General features: G+C 68.5%; 15 protein-coding genes. 11 read left to right on the plus strand and 4 right to left on the minus strand.

Annotation, left to right across the window (positions count from 1 at the left end):
- The first annotated feature begins 27 nt into the window (after positions 1 to 27).
- The 5 genes from AC5Y5B_RS16320 (at position 28) to AC5Y5B_RS16340 (ending at position 6,109) form a co-directional block, all read left to right on the plus strand.
- Positions 28 to 969 (plus strand): class I SAM-dependent methyltransferase, encoded by a 942-nt coding sequence (locus AC5Y5B_RS16320; protein ID WP_112632080.1) that lies wholly within the window; start codon positions 28 to 30, stop codon positions 967 to 969.
- Between the two features lie 16 nt (positions 970 to 985).
- Positions 986 to 1,927: a class I SAM-dependent methyltransferase gene (locus tag AC5Y5B_RS16325; protein ID WP_112632081.1), complete on the plus strand. Its 942-nt coding sequence runs from the start codon at positions 986 to 988 to the stop codon at positions 1,925 to 1,927.
- A gap of 111 nt (positions 1,928 to 2,038) precedes the next feature.
- On the plus strand, positions 2,039 to 3,604 hold the full coding sequence (locus AC5Y5B_RS16330; protein ID WP_500005962.1) for an LCP family protein: 1,566 nt from the start codon (positions 2,039 to 2,041) through the stop codon (positions 3,602 to 3,604).
- Positions 3,605 to 3,754: 150 nt separating this feature from the next.
- Positions 3,755 to 5,188, plus strand: coding sequence for an aldehyde dehydrogenase family protein (locus AC5Y5B_RS16335; RefSeq protein ID WP_165821754.1), 1,434 nt, complete (start codon positions 3,755 to 3,757; stop codon positions 5,186 to 5,188).
- 57 nt (positions 5,189 to 5,245) lie between these two features.
- Positions 5,246 to 6,109: an SDR family oxidoreductase gene (locus tag AC5Y5B_RS16340; RefSeq protein ID WP_500005963.1), complete on the plus strand. Its 864-nt coding sequence runs from the start codon at positions 5,246 to 5,248 to the stop codon at positions 6,107 to 6,109.
- 3 nt (positions 6,110 to 6,112) lie between these two features.
- Here AC5Y5B_RS16340 and AC5Y5B_RS16345 read toward each other — a convergent pair whose 3' ends face one another.
- Together AC5Y5B_RS16345 and AC5Y5B_RS16350 are read right to left on the minus strand one after the other, a co-directional pair.
- Entirely contained in the window at positions 6,113 to 6,937 is an 825-nt protein-coding gene (locus tag AC5Y5B_RS16345) for a tyrosine-protein phosphatase (protein WP_112632085.1), read from the minus strand.
- A complete protein-coding gene (locus tag AC5Y5B_RS16350; RefSeq protein ID WP_500005978.1) occupies positions 6,934 to 8,151 on the minus strand; it encodes an acyl-CoA dehydrogenase family protein in 1,218 nt (405 codons plus the stop codon). Before AC5Y5B_RS16350 ends, AC5Y5B_RS16345 begins: the two co-directional genes overlap by 4 nt.
- Positions 8,152 to 8,266: 115 nt before the next feature.
- On the opposite strand from AC5Y5B_RS16350, the gene AC5Y5B_RS16355 reads away from it, so the two are divergent.
- The 4 genes from AC5Y5B_RS16355 to AC5Y5B_RS16370 all read left to right on the plus strand — a co-directional run bounded on the left by AC5Y5B_RS16355 (position 8,267) and on the right by AC5Y5B_RS16370 (position 11,854).
- Positions 8,267 to 8,728, plus strand: coding sequence for a nuclear transport factor 2 family protein (locus AC5Y5B_RS16355; protein ID WP_112632086.1), 462 nt, complete (start codon positions 8,267 to 8,269; stop codon positions 8,726 to 8,728).
- 226 nt (positions 8,729 to 8,954) lie between these two features.
- Positions 8,955 to 10,103, plus strand: a complete 1,149-nt coding sequence (locus tag AC5Y5B_RS16360; protein WP_500005964.1) for a Re/Si-specific NAD(P)(+) transhydrogenase subunit alpha — start codon at positions 8,955 to 8,957, stop codon at positions 10,101 to 10,103.
- Positions 10,104 to 10,433, plus strand: a complete 330-nt coding sequence (locus AC5Y5B_RS16365; RefSeq protein WP_112632088.1) for an NAD(P) transhydrogenase subunit alpha part 2 — start codon at positions 10,104 to 10,106, stop codon at positions 10,431 to 10,433.
- The gene (locus AC5Y5B_RS16370) at positions 10,430 to 11,854 is read left to right on the plus strand and encodes an NAD(P)(+) transhydrogenase (Re/Si-specific) subunit beta (RefSeq protein WP_112632089.1); all 1,425 of its coding nucleotides are present in this window, start codon (positions 10,430 to 10,432) and stop codon (positions 11,852 to 11,854) included. Before AC5Y5B_RS16365 ends, AC5Y5B_RS16370 begins: the two co-directional genes overlap by 4 nt.
- A gap of 63 nt (positions 11,855 to 11,917) precedes the next feature.
- On the opposite strand, the gene AC5Y5B_RS16375 is transcribed toward AC5Y5B_RS16370, so the two are convergent.
- The gene (locus AC5Y5B_RS16375) at positions 11,918 to 12,043 is read right to left on the minus strand and encodes a hypothetical protein (protein ID WP_003874194.1); all 126 of its coding nucleotides are present in this window, start codon (positions 12,041 to 12,043) and stop codon (positions 11,918 to 11,920) included.
- 158 nt (positions 12,044 to 12,201) lie between these two features.
- On the opposite strand from AC5Y5B_RS16375, the gene AC5Y5B_RS16380 reads away from it, so the two are divergent.
- The gene (locus AC5Y5B_RS16380) at positions 12,202 to 12,837 is read left to right on the plus strand and encodes a TetR/AcrR family transcriptional regulator (protein WP_112632090.1); all 636 of its coding nucleotides are present in this window, start codon (positions 12,202 to 12,204) and stop codon (positions 12,835 to 12,837) included.
- On the opposite strand, the gene AC5Y5B_RS16385 is transcribed toward AC5Y5B_RS16380, so the two are convergent.
- On the minus strand, positions 12,834 to 13,733 hold the full coding sequence (locus AC5Y5B_RS16385; protein WP_500005965.1) for an alpha/beta hydrolase: 900 nt from the start codon (positions 13,731 to 13,733) through the stop codon (positions 12,834 to 12,836). The genes AC5Y5B_RS16380 and AC5Y5B_RS16385 overlap by 4 nt on opposite strands.
- 111 nt (positions 13,734 to 13,844) lie before the next feature.
- Here AC5Y5B_RS16385 and AC5Y5B_RS16390 point away from each other — a divergent pair, with 111 nt between their 5' ends.
- Positions 13,845 to 14,945, plus strand: coding sequence for an NAD(P)H-dependent amine dehydrogenase family protein (locus tag AC5Y5B_RS16390; protein WP_112632092.1), 1,101 nt, complete (start codon positions 13,845 to 13,847; stop codon positions 14,943 to 14,945).
- Positions 14,946 to 14,960: the final 15 nt, after the last annotated feature.

Raw genomic sequence — 14,960 nt, forward strand, 5'->3', positions numbered from 1 at the left:
AACTTATCCCGGTACCATGGGCGGGATATGACTGACCTGGATGCCTCGCTACCGCCTTCCGTGCGGTCTGCCGGCGACAGCTGGACCATCACCGAACTCGTCGGCGCCACCGCGCTGGGGGTCGCCGCGTCGCGCGCGGCCGAAACCGCCGGCCCCGACCCCCTGATCCGCGACGAGTTCGCCCGCCTGCTGGTGTCCTCGGCCGGTCCGGCGTGGGCCCGGCTGGCCGACCCCGAGCTCGCCTGGCTCGACGGGGATGAGCACGGGCAGCGCTCGCACCGGTGCGGCATCGACTACCAGGCCGTGCGCACCCACTTCTTCGACGAGTACTTCGCCGACGCCGTCGGCGCCGGGATCCGGCAGGTGGTGATCTTGGCCGCCGGGCTCGACTCCCGGGCGTACCGGCTGGACTGGCCGACGGGCACCGCGGTCTACGAGATCGACCAGCCCCAGGTGCTCGAGTACAAGGCCCGGATCCTGCAGCAGCACGGCGCCGTGCCCTCGGCCATCCGGCACCCCGTCGCGGTGGACCTGCGTGACGACTGGCCCGCCGCCCTGACCGCCGCCGGGTTCGACCGCACCCGGCCCACCGCGTGGCTGGCCGAAGGCCTGCTCCCGTACCTGCCCAGCGACGCTCAGGACCGGCTGTTCGAGATGTTCACCGCGCTCAGCGCGGCCGGCAGCCAGGTCGCGATCGAGATGTTCGGCATGAACTCGCGCAGCAACTCGCAGCGCTGGCTGCGGATGCGGGAACGGCTCGGGCTGGACGTCAATGTCCAGGCGCTGACGTACCACGAGCCGGACCGCTCGGACGCCGCCGCGTGGCTGGCCGAGCACGGCTGGCAGGTGCGCAGCGTGAGCAACCGCGACGAGATGGCCCGGCTGGGCCGCCCCGTGCCCGACGACCTGACCGACGAGGCGGTCCGCAGCACCCTGTTGCGGGCGCGTCTCGGCACGCCAATCACCTGAGCCAAGGAGCAACGCCATGAGTTCACTGCGCACGCACGACGACACCTGGGACATCAAGAGCAGCGTCGGCACCACCGCTGTGATGGTCGCGGCGGCCCGGGCCATCGAGACAGAGCAGCCCGACGCGCTGATCCGCGACCCCTACGCCCGGCTGCTCGTCAACAACGCCGGCGCCGAGGTGCTGTGGGAGGCCATGCTGGACCCCGACGTCGTCGCCAAGATCGAGTCGATCGACGAGGAATCCGCTGCCCGGATCCAGCACATGCGCGGCTACCAAGCGGTGCGGACCCACTTTTTCGACGAGTACTTCGCCGACGCCGTCGCCACCGGGATCCGGCAGGTAGTGATCCTCGCGTCGGGCCTGGACTCGCGCGCGTACCGCCTCGACTGGCCGGCCGGGACCACGGTCTACGAGATCGACCAGCCGCAGGTGCTGGAGTACAAATCCACCACCCTGGCCGAGAGCGGCGCCGCGCCGTCGGCCGACCGCCGCGAGGTCGCGATCGACCTGCGTGAGGACTGGCCGGCCGCGCTGCGCGACGCCGGCTTCGACCCCAGCCAACGCACCGCCTGGCTGGCCGAGGGCCTGCTGATGTACCTGCCCGCGGAAGCCCAGGACAAGCTGTTCACCCAGATCGGCGAACTGAGCCGGGCGGGCAGCCGCGTCTCCGCCGAGACCGCACCCATGCACGCCGAGGAGCGCCGTCAGCAGATGCGGGAACGGTTCAAGAAGGTGGCCGACGAGCTCGGCTTGGAGGAAACCGTCGACGTCGGCGAGCTGATGTACCGCGACGAGCACCGCGCGAACCTCGCCGACTGGCTCAACGAGCACGGCTGGCGCGCCACCGCGCAGAACTCAATCGATGAGATGCACCGCCTGGGTCGCGGGGTGCAGAGTTCCGAGATCGACGAAGACCGGGACGCCTTCTCCGACTTCGTGATCGGCGAGCGCCTGTAGCGGCGCAGGCTCAGCCGCTCCCGACCTCGTAGGCCCGCCGCACGTTCACCGTGGCTCGCGGCTGCGGTTACCGGGATTTCGCCAGGTCATCCGGGACAATGGTCACTCATTATGGGCAGCGGCGGATCGGGGCGATCGCACCGCTGGGTGCTGCTCAAAGGCCGGCTGGTCGCCAGCATCGCCTCGGCGTTCGTCATGGCCATCACCGGCGTCGGCTGGACGGGATACCACACCGCCCTGGGCAGGATCATCATTTCCCACGCGCTGCCCAACGCGGCGACGACGCTGGACGGCAATCAGAACATCCTGCTGATGGGGTTGGACAGCAGGTTGGACCAGAACGGTCAGCCGCTGCCGCAGGAGATCTACGACGCGCTGCACGCGGGCGACGAAAGCTCGGGCGGCTACAACGCCAATGTCCTTATCGTCGTGCACGTTTCGGACGGTGACGGACCCGTCACCGCGATCTCGATCCCCCGCGACGACTACGCGGAGTTGCCGGGCTGCCCGGGATCGGTCTGCGCCGGCAAGATCAAGCAGGCCTACGGGCTGGCCTATCAGCAGTCGCTGAATTCGCAGGCGGCCGGGAAATCGGGTGGGGCGGGCGCCACCAATCTGGCCGCCCGCGAGCAGACCGCCCGCGAGGCCGGGCGCAAGGCCGAAATCAGCGCCGTCAACGACTTTCTGGGCATCTCCGTCGACCATTTCGTCGAGATCACGCTGGGCGCGTTCTTCCAGATCGCCAAGGCCGTCGAGCCGATCACGGTGTGCCTCAACGCCGATACGCGGGACAGCTACTCGGGCGCCGACTTTCACCAAGGGGTGCAGCGCATCGACGCCGCGGACGCGATGGCCTTCGTGCGGCAGCGCCGCGACGAAAACGACGGCTCGTTCACCGATTTCGACCGCACGCGACGGCAGCAGGCGTTCCTGGTGTCGCTGGTCCAGGCTGCGCGCGGCGGCGGTGCGCTGTCGAGCGTAAGCGGGCTGCGCAGGCTGCTGCAGGTGGCCCGCGACAACGTCGCCGTCGACGACGGACTGGACATCATGGAATTGGCCTCGCGGGCCTCGCAATTGAGCGCGCGGCCGCTGTCGCTGTACACCCTGCCGATCTCCGGCTTCGGCAAGGACGCCAACGGGTCCGACATCAACCAGGTCGACCTTCCGACGATCCGGCGCATCGTCAACGAGCGCTTCATGTCGGACACACCGGCCGCGCTCGAGGCCGCCTCGCCGGCCACCCAGCCGGCGCCCCCGTTGACCGAACCCGTGGTCCTCGACGTCGTCAACGCGGCCTCGCGGGACGGACTCGCGGGCGCCATCGAGGAGGCCTTCGCGGCGCGTGGCTTCACCCGCGGGAGCGCCACGACGGCCGCGGCCCCGGCCGACGACAGCGTCATCGAATACGGCCCCGGGGCCGACCGGGGCGCGCAGGCCCTGGCCGATCAACTGCACGTGCCCGCGACGGCCAACAGCGCCGTGGCCGCGGGCACCGTGCGGCTGACCGTGGGGACGGGGTTTCCCGCAGCGGACTACCTAGCCCACCCCGGCGCCACCACCGACCCGTCCGGGTCCGGGCAGGTGAGCGCCGTGGCCGCCACCGGTAACGGCGACCGCGCCCCCGCGCCGACCGACCTGAGTCAGATGACCGCGGCGAACGTGCCCTGCGTCAAGTAGCGGCGCCTCCGCCGCCGGCCCGCGGCGCCACGGGCCGGCGAGACCGGGGTTGGCCGGATCCTTCCTACTGCTCTCCCAACCGGATGGTTAGTATCGCGGTTATCACCGATGAGCGGCCGCCATGCAGCGGGACTCTGCTCGGGAAGGACAATGATGACCACCGAATCGGTTGCATCGCAGACATCGCTCGCCAAGGACTCCACCAACGGGGCGGCAACGGCCGACGTTCCCGCCACGGTTGCCCGGCTCCGCCAGACCTTCGCCACCGGCCGCACCCGCGACGTCGAATGGCGCAAGCGGCAGCTGCTGCAGCTGGCGAAACTGATGGAGGAGAACGAGGCCGCCATCGCCGCCGCGCTCGCCGAAGACCTGGACCGCAGCCCCTTCGAGGCGTACATCGCCGACATCGCCACCACCGCGGGCGAAGCCAAGTACGCGGCCAAGAAGGTGCGGAAGTGGACGCGCCGCAAGTACCAGCTGCTGGAGGTGCCGCAACTTCCCGGCCGCGGTTGGATCGAGTACGAGCCCTACGGCACCGTGTTGATCATCGGCGCGTGGAACTACCCGTTCTACCTGACCCTGGGTCCGGCCGTCGGGGCGATCGCCGCGGGAAACGCCGTCATCCTCAAGCCGTCTGAGATCGCGGCCGCGTCCGCGCACCTGATGGCCGAGCTGGTGCCGAAGTATCTCGACAAGGACGCCATCGCGGTGGTCGAGGGCGACGGCGCGACCAGCCAGGAGCTCATCGCGCAAGGCTTGGACCGGGTGCTGTTCACCGGCGGCACCGAGATCGGCCGCAAGGTCTACGAGGGTGCGGCGCCGCATCTGACCCCGTGCACCCTGGAGCTCGGCGGCAAGAGCCCGGTCATCGTCGCGGCCGACGCCGACGTAGAGGTGGCGGCCAAGCGGATCGCCTGGATGAAACTGCTCAACGCCGGGCAGACCTGCGTCGCACCCGATTACGTCCTGGCGGACGCCACGATTCGCGACGAACTGGTCGACAAGATCGGCGCTGCCATAACGAAATTCACCTCGGACAAGCCCGGCGGCGTGCGGGTGGTCAACCAGCGCCAATTCGACCGGATCAGCGGTTACCTGTCCAGCGGAGACGGCAAGGTCACCGTCGGCGGGGCCTGCGACGCGGCGAACCTGCGCATCCAGCCCGCCGTCGTGGTGGATCCCGACCCCGACGGGCCGCTGATGCAGAACGAGATCTTCGGTCCCGTCCTGCCGGTGGTCACCGTCCAAAACCTGGACGAGGCAATACGTTTCGTGAATTCGCGGCCCAAGCCGCTGTCGGCCTACCTGTTCACCAAGCGGCGCGAGACCCGTGAGCGGGTGATCAAGGAGGTGCCGGCGGGCGGCATGCTGGTCAACCACATCGCCTTCCAGGTGTCGACGGCCAAGCTGCCGTTCGGCGGGGTCGGCGCTTCGGGGATGGGGGCCTACCACGGCCGCTATGGCTTCGAGGAGTTCAGCCACCGCAAGTCGGTCTTGACCAAACCCACCCGGCCCGACCTGTCGAGCTTCATCTACCCTCCGTACACCGAGCGGGCCTTCAAGATGGCCCGCCGGATGTTCTGACCCCGGCTTCACCGAAACCGTTGCCAAACCGAGTTTTTCACAGCAGAGAGGAAGCTTATGCCCGGAGTGCAGGATCGCGTCATCGTCGTCACCGGAGCCGGTGGAGGCCTGGGGCGTGAGTACGCCCTGACCCTCGCCAAGGAGGGCGCCAGCGTCGTCGTCAACGACCTCGGCGGTTCGCGCGACGGCACCGGCGCCGGCCACAACATGGCCGACGAGGTGGTCAAGGAGATCAAGGACGCCGGCGGGCGGGCGGTCGCCAACTATGACAGCGTCGCCGAGGCCGAGGGCGCCGAGAACATGATCAAGACCGCGCTCGACGAATTCGGCGCCGTGCACGGTGTGGTCAGCAACGCCGGCATCCTGCGCGACGGCACCTTCCACAAGATGTCCTTCGAGAACTGGGACGCCGTGCTCAAGGTGCACCTCTACGGCGGCTACAACGTCATCCGCGCCGCCTGGCCGCACTTCCGTGAGCAGAGCTACGGCCGGGTCGTCGTCGCCACCTCCACCAGCGGGCTGTTCGGTAACTTCGGCCAAACCAACTACGGCGCAGCCAAACTCGGCCTGGTCGGCCTGATCAACAGCCTGGCGCTCGAGGGTGCGAAGTACAACATCCACGCCAACGCGGTCGCACCGATCGCCGCGACCCGGATGACCGAGGACATCCTGCCCAAGGAGGTGCTCGAAAAGCTGACCCCCGAATACGTCGCTCCCGTGGTGGCCTACCTGTGCACCGAGGAAAACCCCAACAGCGCTTCGGTATTCGTGGTCGGTGGCGGCAAGGTGCAGCGCGTCGCGCTGTTCCAGAACAAGGGCGTCAACTACGACAAGCCGCCGACGGTGGAGGACATCGCCTCGCAGTGGGGCGAGATCACCGACCTGTCCGCGGCGAAGCAGGCCGATTTCAAGCTGGGCTGAGACTCAGGCCAGTAGCTCTGCGCGGAGCCGGTCCACCTGGTTGTCGGTGACACCGGCTTCGCGCAGATACGCGTGCAGCGAACCGAACTCGGTGTCGATGGTCTGGCGTGCGGCGTCCAGGTACTCCGGGCGCACGCCGAGGACTCCGTCGGCCAGCCGGGCCTTGGTGAATGTGACGACCTCCGGGGTCAATTCGACGTCGGAGCGCTTCTGGATCATCTCGTAGATGTGGTCGCGCAGTTGGGGCACGGCGGCATTGCTGCGCAGATAATCGGCGACGATGGTGTCGCGATCGACGTCGAGCACTTCCAGCACGGTGGCGATCACGAAACCCGTGCGGTCCTTGCCCGCGAAGCAGTGGGTGAGCACCGGGCGGCCGGCGGCCAGCAGCGAAAAGACCTGCCGCACAGCGCGTTGCGCGCCATTGCGGATCGGGAACTGCCGGTACTCGTCGATCATGTGCCGGATGGCGGCCTCGTTGACCTCTTCATCGGTCTGATCAGAGTCGCCTTCGAACAACCGGCGGAACGCGGTCTCGTGCGGCGCGTCGTTGTCGCTGGGCTCGTCGTCGCCGAGGTCGGGAAGGGGCAGCCGGTGGATCGCGACGCCGTCGGGAACCAGCCCGGGACCGCGCCGGGCGACTTCCTGGTTCGCCCGCAGGTCGGCGACGTCGGTGATGCCCAGCTCGCGCAGCGTCGCGCGTCCGGCGTCGTCGAGCCGGCTGAGCTCACCGGACCGGAACAGCCGGCCGGGCCGAATCGCGGTAGCGCCGTCGGCGACATCGCGAAAGTTCCACGCGCCGGACAGTTCTCGCAGCGCCTCGGTCATTCTCCGGTGACCGCCGCGGCGAAGGCCGACTGTTCGCGGCCGATCTCGGTGCGCGCGATGGTGCGCATGTGCACCTCGTCGGGTCCGTCGAAGATTCGCATGGCGCGGTGCCAGCCGTAGAGGCGGGCCAGCACCGTGTCGTCGCTGACGCCGGCGGCGCCGTGCACCTGGATGGCGCGGTCGATGACGTCGCACGCCACCTGCGGCGCCACCGCCTTGATTTGCGAGACCAACAGGTGGGCGGCCTTGTTGCCGTGCTGGTCGATGGTCCACGCCGCCTTCTCGCACAGCAACCGGGCCTGATCGATCTCGTTGCGGGACTTGGCGATCGCCTGCTGCACCAGACCCTGGTCGGCCAGCGGGCGGCCGAAGGCGATGCGGTTGTTCGCGCGGTGCACCATCAGCGCCAGCGCTCGTTCGGCCCCGCCGAGCGCGCGCATGCAGTGGTGGATGCGGCCCGGCCCGAGCCGGGCCTGGGCGATCGCGAAGCCACCGCCCTCCTCACCGAGCAGATTGGTGGCCGGCACCCGGACGTTGTCGTAGATGATCTCGCAGTGCCCGTGCTGGTCCTGCCAGCCGAACACCGATGTGGAGCGCACCACCGTCACGCCGGGGGTGTCCATCGGCACCAGCACCATCGACTGCTGCTGGTGGCTGGCGGCCTCGGGGTTGGTGCGGCCCATCACGATCAGGATCTTGCAGCGCGGGTCGGCCGCGCCCGAGGTCCACCACTTGCGCCCGTTGATGACGTAGTCGGCGCCGTCGCGCACGATCGAGGTCTCGATGTTGCGGGCATCGCTGCTGGCGACCGCCGGTTCCGTCATCGAGAACGCGCTGCGGATCTCGCCGGCCAACAGCGGCTCCAGCCACTGCTTGCGCTGCTCCTCGGTGGCGAACAGGTGCAGGGTCTCCATGTTCCCGGTGTCCGGCGCCGCGCAGTTGACCGCCTCGGGGGCGAGCTCGAGGCTCCAGCCGGTGAGTTCGGCCAGCGGGGCGTATTCGAGGTTGGTCAGCCCCGATTCGGCCGGCAGGAACAGGTTCCACAGGCCGCGCTCTTTGGCCTTGGCTTTGAGGTCCTCGATGACGGGCGGGACGGTGTGGTCCTGTGGGCCGGCTTCTGCGCGGTATTTGTCGTATTCGGCCTCGGCCGGAAAGACGTACTCGGTCATGAAGTCGGACAGTCGCTTGTGGTAGTCGCTGGCTTTGGCAGACATCGCGAAGTCCATGCCCGTCACGATAGGACACGTGTCGAGTCGCTGCGTTTCCGGTCGTCAGCGCAGTGCTTACGCCGCGGTGAAAGCCCGCCGGCGGGGGCGCACGATAGAGGGCATGAGTGAAGCCCGCCCCCCGTTCCCGCCGTTCACCCGCGACACCGCGATGCAGAAGGTGCAGGCGGCCGAGGACGCCTGGAACACCCGCGACCCCCACCGCGTCAGCCTGGCCTACACGGTGGATTCGCAGTGGCGCAATCGCGACGAACACGTCGTGGGCCGCGACGAGATCGTGGCGTTTTTGACGCGCAAGTGGCAGCGCGAACTCGATTACGCACTGCGCAAGAGTCTTTGGGATTTCCACGACAACCGCATCGCGGTGCGGTTCCAGTACGAGTGCCGCGACGCGTCCGGCCAGTGGTATCGCAGCTACGGCAACGAGCTGTGGGAGTTCACCGAGTCCGGGCTGATGGCGCGTCGCGAAGCCAGCATCAACGACGTGCCGATCGAGCAATCGCAGCGGCGCTTCTTCGGGCCCCGCCCGGAGTCCGAACACGGCCACGACATCCCGCTCTGGTAGCAACAACGCCGTCTTGTGACCTCACAACGGCGCGGGCGCTACTGCGGCGCCCGGCGGCGGCGAACCATCGACCCGAGCGTCGATCACCCGCTCCGGGGTATCCCGCCGTGGGCGTTGACACGTCGATGGTGAAACCTGGTTAAGGTAGCGAAGCGCGCGGCCGGGCCGCGGCCACGCCCATCGGCAGGGACAGTACGGGAAAGTACGGAAAGTAGATGTACGCGCCATGACAAATGCGCAGACGACGGTAGGAGTGGTCGCCGAATCGGGGACCGACGAGCGGCGGGTTGCGCTGGTGCCGAAGGCGGTGGCGTCGCTGGTGAACAGCGGCGTGGCGGTGGTGGTCGAATCCGGCGCGGGCGAGCGGGCTTTGCTGCCCGACGCGCTCTACACCGAGGCCGGCGCCAGCATCGGCGACGCGTGGGCCGCCGACGTGGTGGTCAAGGTCGCCCCACCCACCCAGGCCGAGGTCGCCAAGCTGCACAGCGGCCAGACGCTCATCGGTTTCCTCGCGCCGCGCAACGCCGAGAACTCGATCGGCGCGCTGAAGCAGGCCGGCGTGCAGGCGTTCGCGCTGGAGGCCATCCCGCGGATCTCCCGTGCCCAGGCGATGGACGCGTTGTCGTCACAGGGCAACGTGTCCGGGTACAAGGCGGTGCTGCTGGCCGCCTCGGAGTCGACCCGGTTCTTCCCGATGCTCACGACGGCGGCAGGCACCGTGAAGCCGGCCACCGTGCTGGTACTCGGCGTCGGGGTGGCCGGGCTGCAGGCGCTGGCGACGGCCAAGCGGCTGGGCGCCCGCACCACCGGCTACGACGTCCGGCCCGAGGTGGCCGACCAGGTGCGCTCGGTGGGCGCGCAATGGCTCGACATCGGCATCGACGCCTCCGGTGAGGGGGGCTACGCCCGTGAGCTGACCGACGAGGAGCGCGCGCAGCAGCAGAAGGCCCTGGAGAAGGCGATCAGCGGCTTCGACGTCGTGATCACCACCGCGCTGGTCCCGGCGCGCCCGGCGCCACGCCTGGTCACCGCGGCGGCGGTGGAAGCGATGAAGCCCGGCAGCGTGGTGGTGGACCTGGCCGGCGAGACCGGCGGCAACTGCGAGCTCACCGAGCCCGGGCAGACCGTGGTCAAGCACGACGTCACCATCGCCTCGCCGCTGAACCTGCCGGCCACCATGCCCGAGCACGCCAGCGAGCTCTACAGCAAGAACATCACCGCGCTGCTGGATTTGCTGCTCACCGACGGCAAGCTGGCGCCGGACTTCGACGACGAAGTGATCGCGGAATCCTGTGTCACCCGCGATCGCGCCGCCGACGATGCAGAGCGCAGCGATGCTGAGGAGCGGCGCAAAACAGCCGGAGAGGACTCCTAGATGTACGACGAACTCTTGGCCAACCTGGCGATCCTGGTGCTGTCCGGATTCGTCGGGTTCGCGGTGATCTCCAAGGTGCCCAACACGCTGCACACGCCGCTGATGTCGGGCACCAACGCCATCCACGGCATCGTGGTGCTGGGCGCGCTGGTGGTGTTCGGCTCGGTCGAGCACCCCTCGCTGGCGGTGCAGATCATCCTGTTCGTCGCCGTGGTGTTCGGCACGCTGAACGTCATCGGCGGGTTCATCGTCACCGACCGGATGCTGGGCATGTTCAAGGGCAAGAAGAAACCATTGCCCGCCAAAAGTGAGGAGCCGGTGGCCAAATGAACTACCTGGTGATCGGCCTCTACATCATCTCCTTCGCCCTGTTCATCTACGGCCTGATGGGCCTGACCGGCCCCAAGACGGCGGTGCGCGGCAACCTGATCGCCGCGGTGGGAATGGCGCTGGCGGTGGCGGCGACCCTGATCAAGATCCGCCACACCGACCAGTGGGTGCTGATCATCGCCGGCCTGGTGGTGGGCATCGTGCTCGGCGTCCCGCCGGCCCGCTACACCAAGATGACCGCCATGCCGCAGCTGGTGGCGTTCTTCAACGGCGTCGGCGGTGGCACGGTCGCACTGATCGCGCTCGCGGAATTCATGGAGACACAGGGGTTTTCGGCCTTCCAGCATGGCGAGTCGCCGACCGTGCACATCGTGGTGGCCTCGTTGTTCGCCGCGATCATCGGGTCGATCTCGTTCTGGGGCTCGATCATCGCGTTCGGCAAGCTGCAGGAGATCATCTCCGGATCGCCGATCGGCTTCGGTCGCGCGCAGCAGCCGATCAACCTGCTGCTGCTGGCCGGCGCCGTGGCCGCGGCCGTCGTCATCGGCCTGCACGCGCATCCCGGCAGCGGCGGGGCGCCGCTGTGGTGGATGATCGGGCTGCTCGCGGCGGCCGGGGTGCTGGGCCTGATGGTGGTGCTGCCCATCGGGGGCGCGGACATGCCGGTGGTCATCTCGCTGCTGAACGCGATGACCGGGCTGTCGGCCGCGGCCGCGGGGCTGGCGCTGAACAACACCGCGATGATCGTCGCGGGCATGATCGTCGGCGCGTCCGGCTCGATCCTGACCAACCTGATGGCCAAGGCCATGAACCGCTCGATCCCGGCGATCGTGGCCGGCGGCTTCGGCGGCGGCGGGGTCGCCCCGAGCGGCGGCGACGGCGGCGACAAGACCGTCAAGGCCACCTCGGCCGCCGACGCCGCGATCCAGATGGCCTACGCCAACCAGGTGATCGTGGTGCCCGGCTACGGCCTCGCGGTCGCCCAGGCACAGCACGCGGTCAAGGACATGGCGGCGCTGCTCGAAGACAAGGGCGTGGAGGTCAAGTACGCCATCCACCCGGTCGCCGGGCGGATGCCCGGGCACATGAACGTGTTGCTTGCCGAGGCCGAGGTCGACTATGACGCCATGAAGGACATGGACGACATCAACGACGAGTTCGCCCGCACCGACGTCGCGATCGTCATCGGCGCCAACGACGTCACCAACCCCGCGGCCCGCAACGACGCGTCCAGCCCGATCTACGGCATGCCGATCCTCAACGTGGACAAGGCCAAGTCGGTGATTGTGCTCAAGCGGTCGATGAACTCCGGTTTCGCGGGCATCGACAACCCGCTGTTCTACGGCGAGGGCACCAGCATGCTGTTCGGCGACGCGAAGAAGTCGGTGACCGAGGTCGCCGAGGAACTCAAAGCGCTGTAGCCATCGTGGTGATCGCAAGCGCAGCGGAGCTGGGCGCAGCGGGTCACCACGACAAAGATGGGGCTAGACGGGCGGGTACGCCGGCGGAGGGTATCCGTTTCCGTCGGTGACCCCACGCAAGCCCCAGGTCAGGTACCGCATGAAGAACTCGATCTCGTCGCTTCCGTCGTAATCCGGACTCGGATCCATCGGCCCCACCTCTCGACTCACGCGTTCGTTGAGGAGTCTAGTCGCATACGCCTGCACGTGACACCCGGCGTTTTGCTTAAACTGTCCAACCAGTTGATTGATAGCTATTCTGGGCCGAACCGGCCCTGGCCTGGCCATACCGACGATAGTGAGAACAGATGCCCACCGACAGCATCACCCCGAATGGGCTGACCCGGCGCGAAGAGCTGCTGGCGGTTGCCACCAAGTTGTTTGCTGCGCGCGGCTATCACGGCACCCGGATGGACGATGTGGCCGACGTGATCGGGTTGAACAAGGCGACGGTCTACCACTATTACGCCAGCAAGTCGCTGATCCTGTTCGACATCTACCGCCAGGCCGCCGAGGGCACGCTGGCCGCCGTGCACGACGACCCGTCCTGGACGGCGCGCGAGGCGCTCTACCAGTACACCGTCCGGCTGCTCACCGGTATCGCCAGCGATCCCGAGCGGGCCGCGGTGTACTTCCAGGAGCAGCCGTACATCACCGAGTGGTTCACCAGTGAGCAGGTCGCCGAGGTCCGCGAGAAGGAAGCCCAGGTCTATCACCACGTGCACGGGCTGATCGACCGCGGCATCGCCGATGGCGAGTTCTACCCGTGCGACTCGCACGTGCTGGCACTGGGCTACATCGGCATGACGCTGGGTGCCTACCGCTGGCTGCGGCCCAGCGGGCGACGGTCGGCCAAGGAGATCGCCGCCGAGTTCAGCACCGCGCTGCTGCGCGGGCTGATCCGCGACGAGGCCATTCGCACGACGTCCCCGCTCGGACCCTAGGCGGTCGCACCTTTGAGGTGCTTATCGAGGAACGCGACCTGGTCGGCGACCACCCGCTCGAAGGCGTCGTCGACGTAGATCGCGAAGTGGCCCTCCGGATACAGCTTGATCTCGCCGCGGGGCGCCTTGGCCGCGTGGCGCAGCGTGGCCGACGCGGGCGCCACCGAGTCGGCCTCGCACACGCAGAACAGGATCGGGCACTCGATGTTGGGCGTTTCGCGGCCGGGGCGATAGCTGAAGACCTGCAACGCGATTCGGGCGGCGACCTCGTTGCGCAACTCGGCCCCGTCGGGCACCAGTCGCAGGTAGCCCGCGTACGCGTCGGGGGTATTCATCAACGCGACCTCGCCGGGCCTGCCGGCCGTCGGGACCATCACCGGTGGCCTGCCCCGCCGGCGCGCGAGCAGGTCGCGCACCACCCGGGCGGTGATCCGCGCGGCGACCAACGGGTTGGTGATGGTGCGCGCCGACGCGAGGCCGTCGGTGAAGGGGCATTGGGCGACGCCGGCGGCGATGCCGGGCAGCCGGGCCGCCGAGGCGATGACGTGGCCGCCGGCAAAGCTGGTGCCCCACAGGGCGATCCGGTCGGGGTCGATGCCCGGCAGGGTGCGGGCGTAGGCGACGGCCGCGGCCCAGTCGGCGAGCTGCATGCCGACGTCGAGGACCTGCCGCGGCCGGCCCTCGCTGTCGCCGAAGTTGCGGTAGTCGAACACCAGGCAGGCGTAGCCGGCCGCGCTGAAACGCTCGGCGTATGCGTCCAGTCGCATGGTGCGCACCGCACCCAGGCCGTGCGCCATCACCAGCAGCGGCGCGGGTCCGTCGCCCGCCGGCCGGTAGAGCCAGGCGCTGATCAGGTCGTCGCCGGAGGGGAACCGAAGATCTTCGCGGGGTGTCATCAGCGATTGATTCTGCCCCGCGGGCCGCGGCAGTGCCGCAGGTATGCTGCCCAAATTTTATGGACTACTGTCTAGAAAAGTTGTCCAGGGTTTTCAGGGACGGAGATTGTCATGGCGATCCGCGTCGCGCACGTCGGCACCGGAAATGTCGGAGGGCTGGCCCTCGCCGAACTCATCACCAACCCGCAGTTCGAACTGACCGGGGTGTGCGTGTCGACGCCCGAGAAGGTGGGCAAGGACGCCGGTGAGTTGTGCGGCGTCGGCCTGGACTCCGGTGTGGTCACGGGGGTCGCGGCCGTCAATGACCTGGACGCCATCATCGCCGCCAAGCCCGACTGCGTCGTGTACTGCGCGATGGGCGACACCCGGTTGCCCGAGGCGATGGCCGACGTCATGCGCATCCTGGCCACCGGCATCAACGTCGTCGGGTCGTCGCCGGGGCTGCTGCAATATCCGTGGGGCGTGATTCCCGACAAGTACATCGCCCGCGTGGAAGACGCTGCCAAGCAAGGTAATTCGACCATCTTCATCAGTGGTGTCGACCCGGGGTTCGCCAACGACCTGATCCCGCTGGCACTCGCCGGCACGTGTCAGCGCATCGAGCAGGTGCGCTGCATGGAGATCCACGACTACGCGTCCTACAACGGGACCGAGGTCATGGACTACATGGGATTCGCCAAGCCCATGGACGAGATCCCGATGCTGCTGCAGCCCGGCATCCTCAGCATCGCCTGGGGAACCGCGATCCGTCAGCTGGCGGCCGGCCTGGGCATCGAGGTCGACGAGATCACCGAGTCCTACCAGCGCGAGCCCGCGCCGGAGGATTTCGACATCGCGGTCGGTCACGTCGCCAAGGGCACGGTGGCGGTGCTGCAGTTCGAGATTCGCGGCATGGTCAAGGGCCACCCGGCCATCGTCATCGAGCACGTCACCCGGTTGCGGCCCGACCTGCGCCCCGACCTGCCCCAGCCCGCATCCGGCGACGGCTCCTACCGCGTCGAGATCACCGGCGAGCCCTCGTATGCGGTCGACATCGTCCCGAGCAGCCGCAAGGGCGACCACAACCACGCGGCGATCGCGGGCGCGGCGGGCCGCGTCGTCAACGCCATCCCCGCGGTGATCGCGGCGCCGCCGGGCATCGCGACCACGCTTGACTTGCCCCTGGTTACGGGCAAAGGCCTTTACGCACCAAGCACTTTGGTGACCACCTAAATCGAAAGGAGACCC

It is taken from the genome of Mycobacterium sp. NGS33, from assembly GCF_059812885.1.